Here is a 20,772-nt window from a genome sequence, read left to right on the forward strand (position 1 = left end):
ATACGAGACGAGACGGAGGAAGCCCATGGCTGTGGACTACGCGGTGATCGTTGTCTATCTGGCCGGCATGCTCGCCATGGGCTGGTGGGGCATGCGCCGCGCCAAGTCCAAGAGCGAGTTCCTGGTCGCGGGCCGGAGGCTCGGCCCCTGGATGTACTCCGGCACGATGGCCGCCATCGTCCTCGGCGGCGCCTCCACCATCGGCGGTGTCGGCCTCGGCTACACGCACGGACTGTCCGGCGCCTGGATGGTCTTCACCATCGGCCTCGGGCTGCTCGCGCTCTCGGTCTTCTTCTCCGCGCGCATCGCCAGGCTGAAGGTCTACACCGTCTCCGAGATGCTCGATCTGCGGTACGGCGGCCGGGCCGGGGTCATCTCGGGCATCGTGATGTGGGCGTACACGCTGATGCTCGCGGTCACCTCGACCATCGCGTACGCCACGATCTTCGATGTCCTCTTCGATCTGCACCGCACGGTCGCGATCATCCTGGGCGGGGCGATCGTCGTCGCCTACTCGACGCTCGGCGGCATGTGGTCGATCACGCTCACGGACATGGTGCAGTTCGTCGTCAAGACCATCGGCGTGCTGCTGCTCCTGCTGCCGATCGCGGTGGTCAAGGCGGGTGGCTTCAGCGAGATGAAGGCGCAGCTGCCGAACGACTACTTCGCGCCGCTCGGCATCGGCGGCGAGACGATCTTCACCTATGTGCTGATCTACACCTTCGGCATGCTGATCGGGCAGGACATCTGGCAGCGGGTGTTCACCGCGCGCGGTGACAAGGTGGCGCGCTGGGGCGGCACCGTCGCCGGTACGTACTGTCTGGTGTACGCCCTGGCCGGCGCGGTCATCGGGACGGCGGCCAAGGTGCTCTACCCGGATCTGTCGAGCGCGGACGACGCGTTCGCGACGATCGTCAAGGACGAACTGCCCATGGGCGTACGGGGGCTTGTCCTGGCCGCCGCCCTCGCGGCCGTGATGTCGACCTCGTCCGGCGCGCTGATCGCCTGCGCGACCGTCGCCAACAACGACATCTGGGCGCGGCTGCGGGGGGCGAGCGGCCGGAGCGGCGAGGACCACGACGAGGTCAGGGGCAACCGCCTGTTCATCCTGATCATGGGGGTCGGCGTCATCGCCATCGCCATCGCGCTGAACAATGTCGTCGAGGCGCTGACGGTCGCGTACAACCTGCTCGTCGGCGGACTGCTCGTACCGATCCTCGGCGGTCTGCTGTGGAAGCGCGGCACGGTGTACGGCGCGCTGGCCTCGGTGATCGTGGGCGGCCTGGCGGTCATCGGACTGATGGGGAAGTACGGCATCCTCGCCAACGAGCCGATCTTCTACGGGCTGCTCGCCTCGCTCGCGGTCTATCTGATCGTCAGCCTGCTGACGAAGCCCACGGACGAGGCGGTGCTCGCCGCGTGGCGCCTTCGCCTCGCCGGGGAGGCGACCGAGGAGACCGGGGAGACCCAGGAGGCGACCGGGGAAGCCGGGCAGAGTGGCATGACAGAACCGGCCGGCGCGACGCCGAGCCGCGGATCCATTACCGGAGAGGCCCGACGATGAGCGGCAACGGACACGAAGCACCGGTCACCGGCCAGGGCGGCGGCCCGCGCGGCCCCGTCGACTCGTCCCGCGTCCCGCGGTACGCGGGGCCGGCCACGTTCGCCCGGCTGCCCCGGCTCGACGAAGTGGGCACCACCGATGTCGCTGTCGTCGGCGTCCCCTTCGATGCCGGGGTCTCCTACCGGCCGGGCGCCCGCTTCGGCGGCAACGCGATCCGCGAGGCGTCGCGCCTGCTGCGACCCTACAACCCGGCCCAGGACGCCTCGCCGTTCGCGCTGGCGCAGGTCGCCGACGCGGGGGACATCGCCGCCAACCCGTTCAACATCGACGAGGCCGTCGACACGATCGAGGCCGCGGCCGACGAGCTGCTCGGGACCGGCGCCCGTCTGATGACCCTCGGCGGCGACCACACGATCGCGCTGCCGCTGCTGCGGTCCGTGGCGAAGCGGCACGGGCCGGTGGCGCTGCTCCACTTCGACGCCCATCTGGACACCTGGGACACCTACTTCGGCGCCGCGTACACCCATGGCACGCCGTTCCGCCGGGCCGTCGAGGAGGGCATCCTCGACACGGAGGCGCTCTCCCACGTCGGTACCCGCGGCCCGCTGTACGGCAAGCGGGACCTGGACGACGACGCCAAGATGGGCTTCGGCATCGTCACCTCCGCCGATGTGATGCGCCGGGGTGTGGACGAGATCACCGACCAGCTGCGGCAGCGCATCGGGGACCGCCCGCTGTACATCTCCATCGACATCGATGTGCTCGACCCGGCGCACGCGCCCGGCACCGGCACCCCCGAGGCCGGCGGCCTGACCTCCCGCGAACTCCTCGAAATAGTGCGGGGACTGGCCTCCTGCCGGCTGGTCTCGGCGGATGTCGTCGAGGTCGCGCCCGCGTACGACCACGCGGAGATCACCTCGGTCGCCGCCTCCCACACGGCGTACGAGCTGACGACGATCATGTCCCGCCAGATCGCGGAGGCCAGGGCCAAGTGACGCACGAGCACCACCACGAGACGCCGCCGTTCACGGCGGAGCAGACCGCGGCCGCCCTCGCTCCGCCCGCCGGGCGGAGCGGAGGTGATCTCGTCGTCGAGACGCTGCACGGCCTCGGCGCCACGACGGTCTTCGGGCTGCCGGGACAGCACGCGCTCGGCATGTTCGACGCCCTGCGCCGGTCCGGCCTGACCTACATCGGGCTGCGCGTCGAGAACAACGCCGGGTTCGCCGCCGACGCGTACGGCCGGGTCACCGGCGAGGTCGCCCCGCTGCTGCTCTCCACCGGGCCCGGCGCGCTCACCTCCCTCGCCGCGCTCCAGGAGGCCGCCGCGGCGTCCGCGCCGGTGCTGGCCGTCTCCAGCCAGGTGCCGACGGCGGGCCTCGGCGGCGGGCGGCACGGCTTTCTGCACGAACTGCGCGACCAGCAGGCGTCGTTCCGCGACATCGTGAAGTCCGTGCACCCCGTGCGTACCGCCTCGCAGATCCCGTCCGCCATCGCCGCCGCCTGGGAGTCCGCGCTCACCGCCCCGCACGGCCCGGTCTGGGTGGAGATCCCGCAGGACGTGCTGCTCGCGGAGACCTCCCTGCCGGTCGTCACGGCGATGGACGCGACCCCGCGCGAGCTGCTGCCGCGCCCCGAACTGACCGCCGTGGCGGCGCACGCGCTGTCGCACGCCTCCCGCCCGGCGATCATCGCGGGCGGCGGGGTCGTACGGGCGGACGCGTCCGGCAAGCTGCGCGCGCTCGCCGAGAAGCTGGACGCGCCGGTCGTCACCACCTTCGGCGGCAAGGGCGCCTTCCCCTGGGACCACCGGCTGTCGCTCCAGTCCTGGCTGGAGGACCGGCACACCACCGACTTCCTGGAGGACGCGGACGTCCTGCTGGTGGTCGGCTCGGGGCTCGGTGAACTCTCCTCGAACTACCACACGTTCCGGCCCCGTGGCCGGGTGATCCAGATCGAGGCGGACCTCGGCAAGCTGGAGTCCAACCACCCCGCGCTGGGCATCCACGCCGACGCCAGGAACGCGCTGTCCGCGCTGCTGGAGTCGGTGAGCGCGCGTCAGGACCCGGCGGCGGCCGAGTCGGTCCGTACGGTGCTGGAGAAGGTACGGGCCAGGATCGCGGCCCAGGACCTCACCCTGGAACAGCGGGTGCTGGCCTCCGTCCGCGAGGCCCTGCCCGCCTCGTCCCCCAGCTTCTGGGACATGACGATCCTCGCCTACTGGGCCTGGTCGGCCTGGCCGGGCCCGATGCACTCGGGCCAGGGGGCGGGCGGGCTCGGCTACGGCTTCCCCGCCGCGATCGGCGCCGCGGCCGCCGATCGTACGAAGCCCGTCCTGGCCGTCTCGGGCGACGGCGGCGCGATGTACTCGATCGCGGAGCTGGCCACCGCCCGGCAGTACGGCCTTTCGGTCACCTGGCTGATCGTCGACGACGGCGGCTACGGCATCCTGCGCGAGTACATGACGGACGCCTTCGGCGAGGCCACCGGTACGGAGCTGGCCCGGCCGGACTTCGTGGCCCTCGCCGAATCCTTCGGCGTCCCGGCGGTCCGTACGACCCCGGAGTCCCTGCGTGAGGACCTGTCGAAGGCCCTGGCCGCCCCGGGCCCGTCGGTCGTCGTGCTCCCGGCCCTGCTCCGGATGTTCGCCCCGACGCATCTCTAGGTCCTGTCCGCCCCCTCACTCGGCGGGCGGGCGGGACTGTGGCGCAGGCCATACGCCCATATGGCCGGATCTGTGCATCATGTCAGCGGGCACGCCGCAGAGGGCGTGCTCGCTGACGCTCCAGGGGCGGGAAAGCTTCATGACTCACCAGCGAATATCCCGGCGTGCCCGGGGCGCGCTCTCCGTCGCCCTGATCGGCGGCGTACTCCTGCCGGTGGGCGCGGCCGCGGCGCCGGCCGTGGCCGCGGCTCCTGCCGTCGTCTGCACCTCGGGCCGGGCGGGTCTCGCCGCCAAGCTGTCCAAGGACATCACCGCGGCGCTCAAGGGCAGGAAGTCCACCACCGCCCTGGCCGTCCACGACCGCACGACCGACACGCGCTGCACCCTGCACGCCACCCAGTACTTCGACTCCGCCAGCGTGGTCAAGGTCACCGTCCTCGCGACCCTCCTCTGGGACCTGAAGAGGGCGGACCGCAAGCTCACCCAGCGCGAGACCGACCTCTCCACGTCGATGATCACCAAATCGGACAATGAGGCCACCAACGCGCTGTGGAAGCAGCTCGGCCCGGCGAAGATCAAGGGCTTCCTCAGGGCCGCGGGCATGACACGGACCGTTCCGGGCCCGGCGGGCGCCTGGGGGCTCACCCAGGTCACCGCCCAGGACGAGAAGCAGCTGCTGGCCCTGGTGACCGCCAGGAACACCGTGCTCAGCGACAACGCGCGGGCCTTCATCCTGGACCGGATGAGCAAGGTCGTACCGTCCCAGCGCTGGGGTGTGCCGGCCGGCGCCCCGGCCACCGCCACCGTCCAGCTCAAGAACGGCTGGCTGGAGCGGTCCACCCACGGCTGGCGCGTGCACAGCATCGGCGCGTTCACCGGCAAGGGCCACGACTATCTGATCACCGTGCTCACCCACGACAACAAGACGATGGCCGACGGCGTCAACACCATCCAGGCGGTCGCCGAGGCCGTCCACAAGAACCTGACCCGGACCGCCGCCACCACCTGAGGCGCGGGACCTAGGTCCAGAGACCGGTCTTTGTTGCGGAGGGATGAAATCCGCGACGGCCCGCGTTGGTGCCTTCCGGCAGATCAGGACGATCGGGAGGCATCACGTGGCGGCGGCAGAACAGGGCTGGGCACGACGGCTGTCCGGGTACGCGTGGCGGTACCGGCGCAATGTGCTGCTCGCGCTCGGGTCCTCGCTCGCCGGTATGGCGGTCATGGCTCTCGTTCCGCTGATCACCAAGGTCGTCATCGACGACGTCATAGGGGGCGGCGACCGCTCCCTCACCGTCTGGACCGGCCTGCTGCTCCTCGCGGCGCTCGCCGTCTACGTCATGACGTTCATCCGCCGCTACTACGGCGGGCGGCTCGCCCTCGACGTCCAGCACGACCTCCGTACCGAGATGTACGGCACCATCGCGCGCCTCGACGGGCGGCGCCAGGACACCCTGTCCACCGGACAGGTCATCGGCCGCGCCACCAGCGACCTCCAGCTCATACAGGGCCTGCTCTTCATGCTGCCGATGACCATCGGCAACATCCTGCTGTTCCTGATCTCCCTGGGGATCATGGCGTGGCTGTCGCCGCCCCTGACCCTTGTCGCCCTGGCCGTCGCCCCCGCCGTCTGGTTCATCGCCCGCCGCAGCCGCACCCGGCTGCACCCGGCCACCTGGTACGCCCAGTCGCAGGCCGCCGCCGTCGCCGGGGTGGTCGACGGAGCCGTGTCCGGCGTCCGCGTCGTCAAGGGCTTCGGGCAGGAGGACCAGGAGACCGGAAAGCTCCGGGAGGTCGGCAGGAAGCTGTTCGCCGGGCGGCTGCGCACCATCAGGCTCAATGCCCGCTACACCCCCGCGCTCCAGGCCGTCCCCGCGCTCGGGCAGGTCGCGATGCTGGCGCTCGGCGGCTGGCTGGCCACCCGCGGTCAGATCACCCTCGGCACGTTCGTCGCCTTCTCCACCTATCTCGCCCAGCTCGTCGGACCGGTCAGGATGCTCGCCATGGTGCTGACCATCGGGCAGCAGGCGCGGGCCGGTGTCGAACGGGTGCTGGAGCTGATCGACACCGAACCGACCTTGCAGGACGGTACGAAGGAGCTGCCGGCGGACGCCGAGGCGTCGGTCGAGTTCGACGACGTGTCCTTCGCGTACGACGACGGGCGGACCGTCCTCGACCGCTTCTCACTGGAGATGCGCCCCGGCGAGACCGTCGCCGTCGTCGGCTCCTCCGGCAGCGGCAAGTCCACTCTCTCGCTCCTGCTGCCCCGCTTCTACGACGTGTCGCACGGCGCGGTCCTTGTCGGCGGCCATGACGTCCGCGAGCTGACCCTCGACTCGCTGCGGGCCGCCATCGGGCTCGTACCGGAAGACAGCTTCCTCTTCTCCGACACCGTCCGCGCCAATATCGCCTACGGAAAGCCGGACGCCACCGAGGAGGAGATCCTCCGGGCCACCCGCGCCGCCCAGGCGCACGGCTTCATCAGCGAACTGCCCGCCGGCTACGACACCACCGTGGGCGAGCAGGGCCTCACCCTCTCCGGCGGCCAGCGCCAGCGCATCGCGCTGGCCCGGGCGATCCTCACCGACCCCCGGCTGCTCCTCCTCGACGACGCCACCTCGGCCGTCGACGCACGCGTGGAGCACGAGATCCATGAGGCGCTGCGCGGGGTGATGGCCGGGCGTACGACCCTGCTCATCGCCCACCGCCGCTCCACCCTCGGGCTGGCCGACCGTATCGCCGTACTGGACGGCGGACGGCTCGCCGACATCGGCACCCACGAGGAGCTTCAGCGGCGCTCCGCCCTCTACCGGCGGCTGCTCACCGACCCGGACGAACTGGGCGGCGGCTCGCCGGGACCGGACGCCGTCGCCGCCGGCCACACCCCGGCCGGCGCCCCGGTCGCCGCGTCGGCCGTCGCCGACTCGCCGGGTGGGCCGCCTGCTGAGTCGCTGACCGACTCGCCGGCCGAATCGTCCACCGAATCGCTGGCCCTGGCGGACGACCGTACCGTCCAGGAGGAGATCGACGCCGAGTTCGACGCCGAGCGCGGCATCACCCCCGCCCTGTGGATACGTGACGAGGCGGTCACCGACGACTCCGCCGCACCCGGCGCCACCGCCGAACTGCTCGCCCAGGTGGAGGCGCTCCCGCCGGCCACCGACCTCCCCGAGGTGGACGAGGCGCGCGCCGTCGCCGCCGAGGAGTCGTACGGACTGCGCCGGCTGCTGCGCGGCTTCGGGCTGCCGCTGCTGGTCAGCCTGGCGCTCGTGGCCGTCGACGCGGGTATGGGCCTGCTGCTGCCGGTCCTCATCCGGCACGGCATCGACAACGGCGTCGAGCGGCTGGCGCTCGGCGCGGTCTGGGTGGCCGCCGCGCTGGGACTGCTCGTCGTGGTCGTCCAGTGGGCGGCGCAGATCGGCGAGACCCGGAAGACCGGACGTACCGGCGAACGCATCCTCTACGCACTGCGGCTGAAGATCTTCGCGCAGCTCCAGCGGCTCGGGCTCGACTACTACGAGCGTGAGCTGACCGGCCGCATCATGACCCGGATGACGACCGACGTCGACGCGTTGTCGACCTTCCTGCAGACCGGGCTCGTCACCGCGTTCGTCTCCGTCGTCACCTTCTTCGGCATCCTCGTCGTGCTCGTGGTGATCGACGTCCAGCTGGCGCTGGTGGTCTTCGCGACCCTGCCCGTGCTGATCATCGGTACGTTCTTCTTCCGCCGGAAGAGCGTGCGGGCCTACGAGCTGGCCCGCGAGCGCATCAGCGTCGTCAACGCCGACCTCCAGGAGTCCGTGTCCGGGCTGCGGATCGTCCAGGCGTTCCGGCGGGAGAAGGACGGCGCCGCGCGCTTCGCCGCCCGCAGTGACCACTACCGGTCGGCGCGGGTGCGCGGCCAGTGGTTGATCTCGGTCTACTTCCCCTTCGTCCAGCTGTTGTCCTCGGTGGCGGCCGCGGCCGTGCTGATCGTCGGCGCCGGGCGGGTGGAGGCCGGGACACTGACGACCGGCGCGCTGGTCGCGTATCTCCTCTACATCGACCTGTTCTTCGCGCCCGTGCAGCAGCTCTCCCAGGTCTTCGACGGCTACCAGCAGGCGACCGTCTCGCTCGGCCGGATCCAGGAGCTGCTGCGGGAGCCGACCTCGACGGCCGCCCCGAAGGAGCCGCTGGACGTGCTGTCGCTGCGCGGGGAGATCGCCTTCGAGGACGTGCACTTCGCGTACGGCGGCGACGGCGCCGGCGCGGAGGAATCCGCCCTCACCGGCGTCGACCTGCGGATCCCGGCCGGCCAGACCGTCGCCTTCGTCGGCGAGACGGGAGCGGGCAAGTCCACCCTGGTCAAGCTGGTCGCGCGGTTCTACGACCCGACCGGCGGCCGGGTCACCGCGGACGGCACGGATCTGCGGGAGCTGGATCTGACGGCGTACCGGCACCGGCTCGGAGTCGTACCGCAGGAGGCGTATCTCTTCGCCGGTACGGTCCGTGACGCCATCGCGTACGGGCGTCCCGAGGCGAGCGACGCGGAGGTCGAGGCCGCGGCGCGGACGGTCGGCGCGCACGAGATGATCGCCACCCTGGACGGCGGCTATCTGCACGAGGTCGCCGAGCGCGGCCGTAATCTCTCCGCGGGCCAGCGCCAGCTGATCGCCCTGGCCCGTGCCGAACTGGTCGACCCGGACATCCTGTTGCTCGACGAGGCGACCGCGGCCCTGGACCTGGCGAGCGAGGCACTGGTGAACCAGGCCACCGACCGGCTCGCGGGCCGCCGTACGACCCTCGTGGTCGCGCACCGGCTGACCACCGCGGCGCGCGCGGACCGGGTGATCGTGATGGACCACGGCCGGGTCGTGGAGGACGGCACGCACGACGAACTGCTGGCGCTGGACGGCCGGTACACCCGGCTGTGGCGGAGCTTCATCGGCGAGGAGGAACCCGCCACGGTGTGAGGGGCCGACGGCGCGGGGCAGCGGCAGCAGCGCAACCGTCCCCGGTGCTCCGCGCGTCGTACGCATGTACACCCGAGTGGCCATAGGGGGCGCATGTGTTCGGTTGGACCGGCACCGGGTTCGGCACAGGGACTACGGGGCCCGGGACCGGGACCGGTACCGGCGTCGGAAGAACGGTGCTGCACGGTCTCGCGGTGCTGACCACCGCGGGCGCCCTCATCCTGACCGGTCCCGCCGCGCCGAGGGCGGAGGCGGCGTCCGTCTGCTCCGGACGTCCGCAGAAGACGGTGAGCCTGGCCGCCGGCGAGCTGCGGATCTACAAGACCCGCGACTACGCCTGCGCGCTCACCGTCGTCAGGATTCCCGGGGCGTGGCGTGCCATGTCCGTCAGCCTCCAGCCGCGCGGCGGGCATCCGGTGGTGGACGGGCGAACCTTCACGGGGCAGGCGGGCCCGGTCACGGTCCATGCCCTCAACCGCTGTGTACGGGCCTCCGGCACCCTCTCCGGAGAGACGGTGTCGACCGGTTGGATTCTCTGCTGACGGAACCGGGTCTGGCGGTGCGGGTGTTGCCCCGCTAGGTTCACGGCGTCTGTCATGAACGCAGGGAGTGTGAATGCGCAAGGCGCTTAGATGGCTGTTGTCGCTCGTGCTGGTCATAGGCACCGTAGCCACAGCCGGTGCGGCCACCGCCGCCGACCGGAGTGCGGACCACAAGACCGCGACCGGGACCACCGACATCAAGGACCGTATCCTCGCGATCCCCGGGATGAGCCTGATCCAGGAGAAGCCGTACGAGGGATACCGCTACTTCGTCCTCAACTACACGCAGCCGGTCGATCACCGGCATCCGTCGAAGGGCACCTTCCAGCAGCGCATCACGCTGCTGCACAAGGACACCAGCCGGCCCACGGTCTTCTTCACGGGCGGCTACAACGTCTCCACCAACCCGAGCCGCAGTGAGCCGACCCGGATCATCGACGGCAACCAGGTCTCGATGGAGTACCGCTTCTTCAACCCGTCGCGTCCCGACCCGGCCGACTGGTCGAAGCTGGACATCTGGCAGGCGGCCAGCGACCAGCACCGGATCTTCACCGCGCTGAAGAAGATCTACGCCAAGAAGTGGCTCTCCACGGGCGGTTCGAAGGGCGGCATGACCGCCACGTACTTCGAGCGTTTCTACCCGCGTGACATGGACGGCGTCGTCGCGTACGTCGCCCCCAACGACGTGGTGAACAAGGAAGACTCGGCCTACGACCGGTTCTTCGAGCGCGTCGGCACCAAGGAGTGCCGCGACAAGCTCAACGGTGTGCAGCGCGAGGCGTTGATCCGGCGCGAGCCGCTGGAGAAGACGTACCAGGAGTGGGCCGACGCCAACGGCGCGACCTTCACGACGGTCGGCACGCTCGACAAGGCGTACGAGGCCGTGGTGATGGACTTCGTCTGGGCGTTCTGGCAGTACAGCCTGGTGTCGGACTGCGAGTTCCTCCCGGTGGCGGCCACCGCCACCGACCAGGAGATCTACGACACGGTCGACGCGATCTCCGGCTTCTCGGCCTACACGGACCAGGGCCTGGAGACCTACACCCCGTACTACTACCAGGCGGGCACCGAGCTGGGCTCTCCCGACATCAAGCAGCCGCACCTGGGCAACCTGAGCCGCTACGGCTACCAGCCGCCGCGGAACTTCGTGCCGCGTGCCATCCCCATGACGTTCAACCCCTCGAAGATGCCGGACGTCGACAGCTGGGTCCGTGAGAACGCGAACCAGATGCTGTTCGTGTACGGGCAGAACGACCCGTGGGGTGCGGAGCCCTTCCGGCTCGGCCACGGCGCGCGCGACAGCTATGTGTACGTCGCGCCGGGCGCCAACCACGGCGCCAATGTCGCGGGTCTGACCCCGGAGCAGTCGGCGAAGGCCACGGCCCGGATCCTGGCCTGGGCGGGCGTCGCCCCGGCCGCCGTCCAGCAGGACGCGGCGAAGGCGAAGCCGCTGGCGAAGTTCGACGCCGAGCTCGACCAGAAGAAGGTGGAGCGGGAGCAGGCGCTGAGGCCGTAATGTCCTCAGCCATACCGCTCTGACAGGCACCGTGGGCCGGTCCCGCCGTTCATGAACGGCGGGACCGGCCCACGGCGTGTGGAGGGTCTTGGGCGCGCGCGTGTACGCGCGGGACGGGGTCCGTCACCGCCGCCGACTTCCCCCGGAACGCGTGCCGGTAGGCGTGCGGGCTGGTCCCCACGAGCCGCTTGAAGCGGTCGCGGAAAGCGGTGGGGGAGCCGAAACCGACCCGCGCGGCGATCCGCTCGACGGGGTGCGCGGTGGTCTCCAGCAGATGCTGCGCCTGGCGGATCCGGGCCCGGTGCAGCCACTGGAGGGGTGTGGTGCCGGTCTGCTCGCGGAAGCGGCGGTTGAGGGTACGGGTGCTCATGCCGGCGCGTCCCGCGATGTCGTCCAGCGTCAGATCGCGGGCGGCGTTGTCCTCCAGCCAGCGCAGCAGGGGCTCCATGAGTGACCCTCGGGGCGCGGGCGGCTGCTGATGGACGATGAACTGGGCCTGTCCGCCCTCGCGTTCGAGCGGCATCACGGACAGCCGGGCCGCGTCGGCGGCCACCGCGGAGCCATGATCGCGCCGGATCATGTGCAGACAGAGATCGAGCCCGGCGGCGGCTCCGGCGGAGGTCAGGAACTGTCCGTTGTCCACGTAGAGCACATCGGGGTCCACCTCGACGGCCGGGTACATCTCGGCCAGCGCCTGGGCGGCGACCCAGTGCGTGGTGGCCCGCAGGCCGTCCAGCAGGCCCGTGGCGGCGAAGGTGAAGGCTCCGGAGCAGATCGAGGCGATACGGGTGCCGTCGGCGGCGGCCCGGCGCAGCGCGTCGAGGACATCGGCAGGGACGGGGACGGCCGGATCCGCGAGGCCGGGGAGCACGATCGTGTCGGCCTCGGCGAGCGCCTCAAGACCCCAGGGCGCCCGCAGGACGAACGCCCCGGCGTCGACCTCCTCGGTCGGGGCGCAGATCCGGACCCGGTAGGGGGTGCGGCCGTCGGGGAGACGGGTGCGGGAGAACACCTCGATGGGGGTGGAGAGGTCGAAGGGGATGACTCCGTCGAGGGCGAGGACGGCGAGGGTGTGCATGGCGACAAGGTAGCGGTCCACGGATTTCCGCCAGGGGGAGCGGGTGCGCGTGAAGTCGTGGGCGGGTTCGACCGTGCAGGTCGGAGCGATGGGGAGCCGGGTGGCGGGAATCCGTTGGGGTGTGGCAGTTCAGCCACTGCTCCGGGCCTCAGGGGCTTACTAGCGTCGGGTCCGGCGCCCCGACCGGGCGCACTCGCCCCCCGCGCAGTGAAGGACTGGTGCCGCGTGCTCGCCCAGATCGTGTTGTTCGACGGCTTCGACCCGCTGGACGTTGTCGCCCCGTACGAGGTGCTGTTCGCCGGCGGTGTGCTGACGGACGGAGCGCTCACCGTCGAACTGGTCTCGGCCGAGGGAGCACGCGACGTGCCCAGCGGCACGGGTCCGCTGTCGCTACGGGCCACGGGGGTGCTGGACCCGGCCAGGGCGGACCTGATCGTGGTGCCGGGAGCGTCGGGGCGGCTGGGCGCATGGGACGGCGCGGGCACCGGTGACGGCGCGAGCACCGGTGTCGACTCAGCCTTGGGCGTCGACTCAGCCTTGGGCGTCGACTCGGCCTTCGGTGTCGACTCGGCCTTGCGCGACCCCGCTTCCTCCGACACCATTCCGGCCATCCTCGCCCGCACGTTGGAGACGGGGCTGCCGTCGCTGCTGAAGGAGGCCTGCGCGAGGCCCGGGCTGACCGTGTCCACCGTCTGTGGCGGGTCCATGATCCTCGCGATGGCCGGGCTGCTGGCCGGCCGGCACGCCACCACCCACCACCTGGGGCTGGACGGACTGACCGCTGCCGGGGCCGTCGCGGTGGACGCGCGCGTGGTCGACGACGGCAACCTGGTCACCGGCGCGGGCGTCACATCGGGGCTGGATCTGGGCCTGTATCTGCTGGAGCGCGAGCTCGGCCCCCGTATCGCGCTCGGCATCGAACGGCTCTTCGCGCACGAACGCAGGGGAACCGTCTGGCACCACACCGGCCTGGCGCCGGCGTCCCACGTCTGACGGGCGGCTACTGCCATGACGAAGTTCCTTCTCGCCGTTCATGTCATCGCGGCCATCATCGCCATCGGCCCGGTGACGGTGGCGGCCAGCATGTTCCCGGCGGCGGTCCGCCGCGCCTCCGCCGCCGCGCCGGAGCACGCCGACGCGGGCGCGGACGCCGACGCGGGCGCAGACGTCGACGCGGGCGCAGACGTCGACGCGGGCGCGGGCGCCTGGGCGAGCGTCGGTCTCCTGCATCGCATCTGCCGGGTCTACGCCGTGGTCGGCGTATCGGTCCCGGTCTTCGGCTTCGCCACGGCGAGCAACATGGGGGTCCTGGGCGACCCCTGGCTGATCGTCTCCATCGCCCTGACAGCGGCAGCGGCGGCGATACTGGCGGCGCTGGTCCTGCCACGCCAGAACGCCCTGATCGAGACCGCGGGCGCGGCCGCGGCGTCCGGCGCGGTGCCGAGCGCGGTGGAGCGTGCGGCGACGGCTCAACTCGCCATGTACACCGGCCTCTTCAACATCCTCTGGGCCACCGTCACCGTCCTGATGATCGTGCGCCCGGGCTCGACGACCGGCGCCTGACCCGCCGCCCCCGGTTCGGACACCGGTCGTGCCCCACTGGCTCGCGCCCCCACCGCACCGGGGGTTCGCCGTTCTCCTCAGCGGCCCCTCGCGATCAGCCCCTCCAGATAGCCCCGTCCCGCCTCCAGCAGCCCCGGCAGTTCGTCCGCCTGCGGGTACCAGCGCTTCTCGTACTCCCAGCAGACCCAGCTGTCGTCGTCGAGCAGCGCCAGGCACTCGCCCAGCGGCAGCACCCCCGCCCCCAGCGCCAGCGGGGTCGTGTCCTGCGCCGAGGCGATGTCCTTCACCTGGACGTAGCCGAGCTGCGGGGCGAGCACCGCGTGGCTGGTCGCCGGGTCCTCGCCGCCCAGCCAGGTGTGCATCACATCCCACAGCGCTCCCACCTGCGGGTGCCCCACCGGGCCCAGCACCCGGGCCGCGTCCGCGCCCGTGCGGTGCGAGTCGTGCGTCTCCAGCAGGATCCGTACGCCGAAGTCCGCCGCGAGCTCCGCCGCCGCGCCCAGCCGTCGCGCCGCCGTCGCGTCGGCGTCGGCCGGGTCCTGGTCGCCGCCGCCAGGGAAGACACGGACGAACGACGCGCCCAGATCCCGGGCCAGCCAGAGCAGTCCGTCCAGCTCCTGCCGCAGCTCGTCCTCGTCCACCTCCGCGCTCGCCACGCGCGCGTACCCGGCGACCGTCAGGAGCTCGATGCCGGCGCGCTTGAAGTCGTCGACCACCTCGGCCCGTTCGGCCGTATTGATCCCGGGGTGTACGGGCTCCTCCGGGTGGGCGCGCAGCTCCACCCCCTGGTAGCCCGTCGCGGAGGCGAGTGTGACCACCTCGGAGATGGGCATGCCCGGCACTCCGAGGGTCGAGAAGGCGAACTTCATATGGCTGATCCTTCCTGAAGGGGGAGCCGCCAGTCCTGGCCGACCAGGTCCGCTCCGTAGGAGCGGTGCGGCTTTTCTGCGACGAGGGTGAATCCGGTGCGTAGGTAGAGGGTGCGGGCGGCGGCGAGGACGTCGTTGGTCCACAACACCAGTTCCCGGTACCCCGCCTCGCGCGCGAAATCCACCACCTCGCCGATCAGCCGCTCCCCGAGGCCGTGCCCCCGGGCCCCGGGCTCGACCAGCAGCAGCCGCAGCCGGGCCGTACCCGGCGCCCCGTCCCGTACGCCCCCCGCCGTCCCTCCGTCGTCCCCCGCCGTCCCTTCTGCGCCCCCCGCGTCCCCCTCGGCGTCCCGCACACACATCACCGTGCCCACCGGTCTGCCGTCCAGCTCGGCTATCCAGACCCGCTCCAGCCGGGGGTCGTGGCGCTGGGCGAAGTCCGCGACGATCCGGGCCACCAGCCCCTCGAACTCGCTGTTCCACCCGTACTCCGCCGCGTACACGGCGCCGTGGCGCTGCACGATCCAGCCCAGCTCGCCGGGGACGGGATCGCGCAGGACGGGCCCGTCGCGGTGCGCCGTCCCGGGACGCCCGGCGCCGAGGATCTCCCTGACCGTCCGCATCGCGTCCGTGAGCTGCGGCTGCCGCTCCGGCTCGACCCCGGCGAGCAGCGAGCCCACGGCCTCCCGCGACCGCTCGTCGAGCAGCGCGGCCGCCTCGCGGCCGAGCGGCGTGAGCGTTATCCGCTGGCGTCGCGCATCCCGCTCCGACGGCGCGCGGCCGACCAGTCCGTCACGCTCGAACCTGGTCAGCAGCCTGCTCAGATATCCGGCGTCGAGGGACAGCTCGACCCGCAGATCGGCGGCGTCGGTGCGCGGCGCGTGGGCCAGTTCGTACAGCACCCGCGACTCGGTCAGGGTGTACGGCGTGTAGAGGTGCTTGCTGTAGTCGAGCGCCCCGATGAGATTCGTGTAGAAGCGGTTGAACGCACGGATTTCCTGAACAGCCATGACGACCCACCCCCCGGGCTTTCCTTTGACTGAGTCAACGGTACGTCGGGGTACTGACATCGGGCAAGGGTCAATCCGCCCGCGGCGGCGCCGTCGACGCCCGCGCCATCAGTTCCGCCGCGATCGTGGCGATCCCGCCCGGCGGCGGCGCCTCCGTGCCCATCGCCAGCCGGCCCGCCCGCGCCCCCGCCTCGTACAGCGGCAGCCGTACGGTCGTCAGCGCCGGCACCGCGTCCACCGAGAACGGCAGATCGTCGAAGCCCGCCACCGAGATGTCCTGCGGAATGCGCAGCCCCTGGTCGCGTACCGCGGCGCAGGCCCCCAGCGCCACCGTGTCGTTGGCGGCGACCACGGCCGTCAGATCCGGCGCGCGGCGCAGCAGCTCCAGCGTCGCCTCGTACCCGGAGCGGCGGGTGTACGGGCCGTGCACCGTCAGCAGCTCCTGGCCCTTGGACAGCCCGGCGGCCTTCAGCGCCGCCCGGTGCCCCTCCAGCCGGTGCCGGGTCGTCGTCCGCTCCACCGGCCCCGCGACATAGCCGATCCCGCGGTGTCCGAGCGCGAGCAGATGCTCCGTCAGCCGCCGCGCCCCACCGCGGTTGTCGAAGGCCAGCGCGGCCACGATCGCCTCACTGTCCGGCAGCGGCGGACGCCCGCACAGCACCACCCGGGTTCCCGCGTCCGCGAGTTTCGCCAGCTTGGCGCCCATCGCGGCGATATGGGCCGGGTCTTCGAGCGCCCCGCCGGTCAGCACGACCGCCGCCGCCCGCTGGCGCTGGAGCAGGGTGAGGTAGGTCAGCTCCCGCTCGGGCGAGCCGCCCGTGTTGCAGACGACGGCGAGCTTCTCGCCGCCCGCCCGGCCGCTGCCCTCCTGCCCGCCGATCTCGGTCTGCGCCGCCCCGGCCATGATCCCGAAGAACGGGTCCGCGATGTCGTTGACAAGGATGCCGACCAGATCCGAGGTGGCAGCGGCGAGTGAGCTGGCGGGCCCGTTCAGTACGTAGTCCAGCTCGTCCACCGCCCGCAGCACACGTTCCCGGGTGGAGGTGGCGACCGGGTAGTTGCCGTTCAGCACGCGGGAGACGGTGGCGGGTGACACCCGGGCGCGGGCCGCCACATCCGCCAGGGTGACTGTCATCGCTTTCCTCCGAGGAGTACGAGGGGGATCTGCGAGGGAGATCGCGGGATCGCGGCCCCTGCTCTTGTCCGGGCTCTTGTCCGGGGCTCTTGTCCGGGCCGCTGTTCGCAGGCTAGCTTCATACCGCATAGAAAGCGCTTGCTACGGCTGTATGGAGGGAACTTCGTGACACGCAGGACAGTGCGGATCGCCATGAACGGCGTCACGGGGCGGATGGGGTACCGGCAGCATCTGCTGCGTTCCGTCCTCGCGATCCGCGAACAGGGCGGACTGGATCTCGGGGACGGCGAGGTGCTGTGGCCCGAGCCCGTTCTCGTCGGCCGCCGCGACCACGCCCTCAGGTCGATCGCGGAACGGCACGACCTCACCGAGTGGTCGACCGACCTCGACGCCGTGCTGGCGGACGACACGGTCGACATCTACTTCGACGCCCAGGTGACCTCCGCCCGCGTCGAAGCCATCAAGAAGGCCATCGCCGCCGGCAAGCACATCTACACGGAGAAGCCGACCGCGACCGATCTCGACGGCGCCCTCGACCTGGCCCGCCTCGCCACGAGCGCCGGGATCAAGCACGGCGTCGTCCAGGACAAGATCTTCCTGCCGGGCCTGCTGAAGCTGAAGCGCCTCATCGACGGCGGCTTCTTCGGCGAGATCCTCTCCGTACGGGGAGAGTTCGGCTACTGGGTCTTCGAGGGCGACTGGCAGGAGCCGCAGCGCCCCTCCTGGAACTACCGCGCCGAGGACGGCGGCGGCATCACCGTCGACATGTTCCCGCACTGGGAGTACGTCCTGCACGAGCTGTTCGGGCGGGTCACCAGCGTCCAGGCGCACATCACCACCCACGTCCCGCAGCGCTGGGACGAGCAGGGCAAGCCGTACGCCGCGACCGCGGACGACGCCGCGTACGGCATCTTCGAGCTGGCCGGCGGCACGGTCGCCCAGATCAACTCCTCCTGGACGGTCCGGGTCAACCGCGACGAGCTGGTCGAATTCCAGGTCGACGGCACGCACGGCTCGGCCGTCGCGGGCCTGCGCCGCTGCCGGGTGCAGCACCGCAGCGCCACGCCCAAGCCGGTCTGGAACCCCGATCTGCCCGCCACCGAGTCCTTCCGCGACCAGTGGCAGGAGGTGCCGGACAACACCGAGTTCGAGAACGGCTTCAAGGCGCAGTGGGAGCTGTTCCTGCGCCATGTCGCGCTGGACGAGCCGTACCAGTGGGATCTGCTCGCGGGCGCGCGCGGTGTGCAGCTGGCCGAGCTGGGTCTGCGGTCCTCGGCGGAGGGCCGCCGCTTCGACGTACCGGAGCTGACGCTGTGACGCTCCGGCTCCCTTCCCCGGGCGGCGGAGTGCGTCCGTACACGCCCCGCTCCGAGCCCGTCGGCTTCGGCGAGGGAGGACCTCCCCTGGTCTCCCGTACGGTCTTCTCCGCCGCCCATGTCGTCGCCGACCCGTACGCCGACACCAGCCCCGACGCGCCGGCCGCCGTCGACTGGGACGCCACCCTCGCCTTCCGCCGGCACCTGTGGTCGCACGGCCTCGGCGTCGCGGAGGCCATGGACACCGCGCAGCGTGGCATGGGCCTGGACTGGGCGGGCGCGGCCGAGCTGATCCGCCGCTCCGGCGCCGAGGCGAAAGCGGTCGGCGGACGGATCGCGTGCGGGGTGGGCACCGACCAACTCGCGGCGGGCACGCACTCCCTGGCCGAGGTCCGCGCGGCCTATGAAGAACAGCTGGCGCTCGTCGAGGAGACCGGCTCGCAGGCCATCCTGATGGCCTCCCGCGCCCTCGTGGCGGCCGCCACGACCCCCGACGACTACCTCGGCGTCTACGGCCACCTCCTGCGGCAGGCAGCGGGACCGGTCGTGCTGCACTGGCTCGGCCCGATGTTCGACCCCGCGCTGGACGGCTACTGGGGCAGTACGGATCTCGACGCGGCCACCGAGACCTTCCTCCAGGTCATCTCCGCACACCCGGACAAGGTCGACGGGATCAAGGTCTCCCTGCTCGACGCCCGGCGCGAGATCGAGCTGCGCCGCCGGCTGCCGGACGGCGTGCGCTGCTACACCGGCGACGACTTCAACTACCCCGAGCTGATCGCGGGCGACGAACAGGGCTTCAGCCACGCGCTGCTCGGCATCTTCGACCCGCTGGGGCCGTCGGCGGCGAACGCCGTACGCGTCCTGGACACCGGTGATGTGAAGGGCTTCAGGGAACTGCTCGACCCCACCGTCGAACTCTCCCGCCATCTCTTCCAGGCGCCCACCCGCTTCTACAAGACAGGCGTGGTCCTCCTCGCCTGGCTGGCCGGTCACCAGGACCACTTCACGATGGTCGGCGGGCTCCAGTCGGCCCGCTCACTGCCGCATCTGGCGAAGGCGTACGAACTGGCCGACGGCCTCGGTCTGTTCCCCGACCCGGCGGTGGCCGAGGCCCGGATGGCATCCCTGCTCAGCGTGTACGGAGTCGACCAGTGACCGACCGATCCGCGACCGATCTGGCGCGCTTCAGCATCAACCAGATGACGGTCAAGCAGCTGACCCTGCCCGAGCTGACCGAGGCCTGCGTACGTCTCGGGGTCCGGGGCGTGGGCCTGTGGCGCGAACCCGTCCAGGCGTACGGAGTAGAGGCCGCGGCCAAGCTCGTACGGGACGCCGGGCTCGCCGTCACCACGCTCTGCCGCGGCGGCTTCCTCACCGCCGTCGACCCCGGCGCGCGGGCCGAGGCACTGGCCGACAACCGCGCGGCGATCGACGAGGCGGCGGCGCTGGGCACGGACACCCTGGTTCTGGTGTCCGGCGGACTCCCGCCGGGCAGCCGGGATCTGCACGCCGCACGCGAACGCGTCGCCGACGCGCTGGCCGACCTCGCGCCGTACGCGGCGGAGCGGGGCGTACGCCTGGCGATCGAGCCGCTGCACCCGATGTTCGCGGCGGACCGCTGTGTGGTCTCCACCCTCGACCAGGCCCTCGAACTGGCGGAACGCTTCCCCGCCGAGCAGGTCGGGGTGGTCGTCGACACGTACCACATCTGGTGGGACGACCGCGCGCCCGCCGCCGCGGCCCGCGCGGCCGGAAGGATCTTCTCCTTCCAGCTGGCCGACTGGACGACACCCCTGCCGGCCGGGGTACTGAACGGCCGGGGCCAGCTCGGGGACGGCGCGATCGACCTGCGTGCCTGGCGGGAACGGGTGGACGCGGCGGGCTACCCGGGCCCGATCGAGGTGGAGCTGTTCAACGACGAACTGTGGGCGAGGGACGGCGTGGAACTGCTCGCGGAGGTCGCGGAACGGTATGTGAGGCACGCGCTCTAGGAGGCCGGGGGCCGCTCGTACGACTTACGGCTGAGCGGCCCCGGCACCGGGGGCGGGGCCGCGGAACGTCCTGCGGTACGCGGTCGGCGTCACCCCCGTGGCCGCCTGGAGGTGGTGCCGCAGCGAAACCCGCGTTGGCCGCCACCCGGTCGACCGGAAGGTCGCTCTCCTCCAGCAGCTGGCAGGCACGCTCGACGCGCCAGCGGATCAGCCATTGGGGGAGAGCCCGACCTCCTCACGGAAGCGGCGCGCTGCTGGACGTGGCGACCGTGCCGCCGGTGATCGCGCTCTGCCGGGAGTTCCACGGCGCGGACGGCGCGATCGTCTTCGGCTGGGTCAACGCCGGCCACCAGCTGGGCGCCGGGTTGATGGCCGGTCTGGGCGGCGCCGTACGGGACACCTTCGGGACGTACGACCCGGTCTGGGTGGCCTCCGGCGCGCTCTGCGCGACGGCCGCGCTGATGGCTCTGGTCGTCCGGGGGCGTCCGTCCGGGGCCGCGAGAAAATAACTCAGCGGAAGCGTGCAACCCTTCCGCGGTGACGCGAGTCGTATACGTCACCAGGGCCT

Annotated in this window: 16 protein-coding genes and 2 pseudogenes; 13 read left to right on the top strand and 5 right to left on the bottom strand. The window is 71.6% G+C overall.

All coding sequences use genetic code 11. The annotated features are described in order from the left end of the window. The first annotated feature begins 25 nt into the window (after positions 1 to 25). The 7 genes from ACZ6MZ_RS19305 (at position 26) to ACZ6MZ_RS19335 (ending at position 11,239) form a co-directional block, all read left to right on the top strand. Complete coding sequence (locus ACZ6MZ_RS19305; RefSeq protein ID WP_469353179.1) at positions 26 to 1,564, top strand: sodium:solute symporter family protein; 1,539 nt, start codon at positions 26 to 28, stop codon at positions 1,562 to 1,564. Continuing rightward, a complete protein-coding gene (speB, locus tag ACZ6MZ_RS19310; protein ID WP_384187239.1) occupies positions 1,561 to 2,559 on the top strand; it encodes an agmatinase in 999 nt (332 codons plus the stop codon). The genes ACZ6MZ_RS19305 and speB overlap by 4 nt, the downstream gene beginning before the upstream one ends. Further along, positions 2,556 to 4,229: a thiamine pyrophosphate-binding protein gene (locus ACZ6MZ_RS19315; protein ID WP_469353181.1), complete on the top strand. Its 1,674-nt coding sequence runs from the start codon at positions 2,556 to 2,558 to the stop codon at positions 4,227 to 4,229. The genes speB and ACZ6MZ_RS19315 overlap by 4 nt, the downstream gene beginning before the upstream one ends. Before the next feature lie 139 nt (positions 4,230 to 4,368). Next, the gene (locus ACZ6MZ_RS19320; RefSeq protein WP_469353183.1) at positions 4,369 to 5,238 is read left to right on the top strand and encodes a serine hydrolase; all 870 of its coding nucleotides are present in this window, start codon (positions 4,369 to 4,371) and stop codon (positions 5,236 to 5,238) included. A 106-nt stretch (positions 5,239 to 5,344) separates the two neighbouring features. Beyond that, complete coding sequence (locus ACZ6MZ_RS19325) at positions 5,345 to 9,181, top strand: ABC transporter ATP-binding protein (RefSeq protein ID WP_469353185.1); 3,837 nt, start codon at positions 5,345 to 5,347, stop codon at positions 9,179 to 9,181. A 176-nt stretch (positions 9,182 to 9,357) separates the two neighbouring features. After that, entirely contained in the window at positions 9,358 to 9,723 is a 366-nt protein-coding gene (locus tag ACZ6MZ_RS19330) for a hypothetical protein (RefSeq protein ID WP_469353187.1), read from the top strand. Between the two features lie 73 nt (positions 9,724 to 9,796). Beyond that, positions 9,797 to 11,239, top strand: coding sequence for a S28 family serine protease (locus ACZ6MZ_RS19335; protein ID WP_469353189.1), 1,443 nt, complete (start codon positions 9,797 to 9,799; stop codon positions 11,237 to 11,239). 49 nt (positions 11,240 to 11,288) lie between these two features. Here the strand turns inward: ACZ6MZ_RS19335 and ACZ6MZ_RS19340 are convergent, their stop codons facing one another. Next, positions 11,289 to 12,317 carry a GlxA family transcriptional regulator gene (locus ACZ6MZ_RS19340; RefSeq protein ID WP_469353341.1) on the bottom strand — a complete coding sequence of 343 codons (1,029 nt, stop codon included), beginning with the start codon at positions 12,315 to 12,317 and terminating at the stop codon, positions 11,289 to 11,291. A 225-nt stretch (positions 12,318 to 12,542) separates the two neighbouring features. On the opposite strand from ACZ6MZ_RS19340, the gene ACZ6MZ_RS19345 reads away from it, so the two are divergent. Both ACZ6MZ_RS19345 and ACZ6MZ_RS19350 read left to right on the top strand, forming a co-directional pair. Next, complete coding sequence (locus ACZ6MZ_RS19345) at positions 12,543 to 13,310, top strand: DJ-1/PfpI family protein (protein ID WP_469353191.1); 768 nt, start codon at positions 12,543 to 12,545, stop codon at positions 13,308 to 13,310. Between the two features lie 15 nt (positions 13,311 to 13,325). After that, complete coding sequence (locus ACZ6MZ_RS19350; RefSeq protein WP_469353193.1) at positions 13,326 to 13,880, top strand: hypothetical protein; 555 nt, start codon at positions 13,326 to 13,328, stop codon at positions 13,878 to 13,880. A gap of 77 nt (positions 13,881 to 13,957) precedes the next feature. On the opposite strand, the gene ACZ6MZ_RS19355 is transcribed toward ACZ6MZ_RS19350, so the two are convergent. The 3 genes from ACZ6MZ_RS19355 to ACZ6MZ_RS19365 all read right to left on the bottom strand — a co-directional run bounded on the left by ACZ6MZ_RS19355 (position 13,958) and on the right by ACZ6MZ_RS19365 (position 16,894). Beyond that, positions 13,958 to 14,749, bottom strand: coding sequence for a sugar phosphate isomerase/epimerase family protein (locus ACZ6MZ_RS19355; RefSeq protein WP_386877601.1), 792 nt, complete (start codon positions 14,747 to 14,749; stop codon positions 13,958 to 13,960). Then, positions 14,746 to 15,759, bottom strand: coding sequence for a bifunctional helix-turn-helix transcriptional regulator/GNAT family N-acetyltransferase (locus ACZ6MZ_RS19360; protein ID WP_469353196.1), 1,014 nt, complete (start codon positions 15,757 to 15,759; stop codon positions 14,746 to 14,748). Before ACZ6MZ_RS19360 ends, ACZ6MZ_RS19355 begins: the two co-directional genes overlap by 4 nt. Positions 15,760 to 15,829: 70 nt before the next feature. Further along, positions 15,830 to 16,894, bottom strand: coding sequence for a LacI family DNA-binding transcriptional regulator (locus tag ACZ6MZ_RS19365; RefSeq protein ID WP_469353197.1), 1,065 nt, complete (start codon positions 16,892 to 16,894; stop codon positions 15,830 to 15,832). 165 nt (positions 16,895 to 17,059) lie between these two features. Between ACZ6MZ_RS19365 and ACZ6MZ_RS19370 the strand changes: the two genes are divergently transcribed. The 3 genes from ACZ6MZ_RS19370 to ACZ6MZ_RS19380 are packed head-to-tail and all read left to right on the top strand — an operon-like array spanning position 17,060 to position 20,204. Next, positions 17,060 to 18,211, top strand: a complete 1,152-nt coding sequence (locus ACZ6MZ_RS19370; protein ID WP_469353199.1) for a Gfo/Idh/MocA family protein — start codon at positions 17,060 to 17,062, stop codon at positions 18,209 to 18,211. After that, positions 18,208 to 19,368, top strand: a complete 1,161-nt coding sequence (locus tag ACZ6MZ_RS19375) for a dihydrodipicolinate synthase family protein (protein ID WP_469353200.1) — start codon at positions 18,208 to 18,210, stop codon at positions 19,366 to 19,368. The genes ACZ6MZ_RS19370 and ACZ6MZ_RS19375 overlap by 4 nt, the downstream gene beginning before the upstream one ends. Before the next feature lie 44 nt (positions 19,369 to 19,412). Further along, positions 19,413 to 20,204 carry a sugar phosphate isomerase/epimerase family protein gene (locus ACZ6MZ_RS19380; RefSeq protein ID WP_469353343.1) on the top strand — a complete coding sequence of 264 codons (792 nt, stop codon included), beginning with the start codon at positions 19,413 to 19,415 and terminating at the stop codon, positions 20,202 to 20,204. 24 nt (positions 20,205 to 20,228) lie between these two features. On the opposite strand, the pseudogene ACZ6MZ_RS19385 reads toward ACZ6MZ_RS19380, so the two are convergent. Then, positions 20,229 to 20,477 (bottom strand): annotated as a pseudogene (locus tag ACZ6MZ_RS19385) (helix-turn-helix domain-containing protein); the annotation flags it as partial. Here ACZ6MZ_RS19385 and ACZ6MZ_RS19390 point away from each other — a divergent pair. After that, positions 20,465 to 20,713, top strand: a pseudogene (locus tag ACZ6MZ_RS19390) (MFS transporter); the annotation flags it as partial. The pseudogenes ACZ6MZ_RS19385 and ACZ6MZ_RS19390 sit on opposite strands and share 13 nt — an antisense overlap. Between the last annotated feature and the right edge of the window lie 59 nt (positions 20,714 to 20,772).

Source organism: Streptomyces sp. NPDC042201, assembly GCF_055582185.1.